The 1,282-nt window shown below is 34.9% G+C and carries 2 protein-coding genes; both read left to right on the top strand.

The window, feature by feature from the left end; all coding sequences use genetic code 11:
* Positions 1 to 236: 236 nt before the first annotated feature.
* Positions 237 to 587, top strand: a complete 351-nt coding sequence (locus ACFIJW_RS07865) for an HNH/ENDO VII family nuclease (RefSeq protein WP_375618707.1) — start codon at positions 237 to 239, stop codon at positions 585 to 587.
* 270 nt (positions 588 to 857) lie between these two features.
* The coding region (locus ACFIJW_RS07860) for an SMI1/KNR4 family protein (RefSeq protein WP_375633856.1) at positions 858 to 1,282 on the top strand (425 nt) is incomplete at its 3' end.

Here is a 1,282-nt window from a genome sequence, read left to right as displayed (position 1 = left end):
CTTTGACGAGAGCATCAACAAAACCCACCTTGAACGTGCATTAGCTTTAGCCAAAGAAGTAGCAAAGGTGAAGCAAGTGAGCTACGCTTTGATTGAACGGGTAGCAAAAGATTTTGATGATCACTCAGAGCTTTCTAGCGAGGAATAACCTCGCTCTTGGAAGGAGAGTTTATTTAAGTCTATTTAGAACAAAGAATAAATTGATTATTTTGAAAAAATTGAGGGGATTATGAATCATGAAATGGATAAAGAAAAAAAGTATGGGGGCAGCTGAGCCGGTGGAATTTAAAAGTCAAAAAGTTTATCAGGAAGATGAACTGTTTGAGCCCGAAACAGTTTCTTCTTGGAAAGAAGAAGGACAGATAGTAACGGGTACAAATGTGGAAAGAATGGTATCAGGAAGAGCACCTATTGGAGTCGATTTTAGACCTATTATGTTACATCCTGTGACACAAGAACAAGATAGTCCTCTCGTTGAGGTTCTCTACTCATTTTATCAAGGCAGGAGTTTGGTTGCTCCTATGAATCCAAAGACAAATTTTATCAGAAAAGTTATTTGTTGGATTTCAAAAAAAATTCCTAAGTAGGAAAAAAGAAAGAGTAATTATTGCAAATATTGAAATAATATCCCTAAAAGGCGCTCTCTAAACTTTAATGATCACCTCCTTTAATTCCATCATATATTGTAAATGCGAGATGATTGTACAGAGACAGATGAGAAAAGAGCTCCGTCAAGAACATATCTCTTATGATTTTATCAATCTCATCTCAATTCCATTGGCTATAGTAGAAAAAGATTGATCATTAGGAGCACTCATTATGAGTAAAAACACGCTGTGACTTATGGAGAAAAATTTATGAAAAGTTATACTTTATCAGATGTTGCACAATATGTTGATATGCATAGTCATGTTATTAATTTTGGTACTCAAGATAATGCACCTGATGATGTACGGATTAAAACAGCTGAGAACACTCTTGGTTTACAATTTACCTCTTCCTATAAGAATTTTTTAAAAAATTATGGAGGAGGAGAAATTGGAGGTGAAGAAATATTCAGTATTTATGAAATCTGTGCAGGTATTCCTGCTGGTGATATTGTTTACCGAAATTTGCTCGATAGAAGAGATGGCTTTACGGACCCCAAACAACTTGTTATCTGCACAACTGATTTTGGTGAAACCTTTTATTTTGATTATAAGCAGTTTCGGGATGGTGAATGCCCACTCTATCTCAAGTATACATCTGAAGATTCTGAATATTACGCAAGTAATTTTTATGA

The organism is Bartonella sp. MM97QHHN, assembly GCF_042194285.1.
Taxonomy (GTDB): domain Bacteria; phylum Pseudomonadota; class Alphaproteobacteria; order Rhizobiales; family Rhizobiaceae; genus Bartonella.
The sequence above is the reverse complement of the archived record's forward strand: the minus strand, read 5'-3'. Positions and strand labels throughout refer to the sequence as shown.

Coding starts and splice junctions, on each gene's coding strand:
- ACFIJW_RS07865 (WP_375618707.1), top strand. CDS start 237: ATGAAATGGATAAAGAAAAAAAGTATGGGGGCAGCTGAGCCGGTGGAA.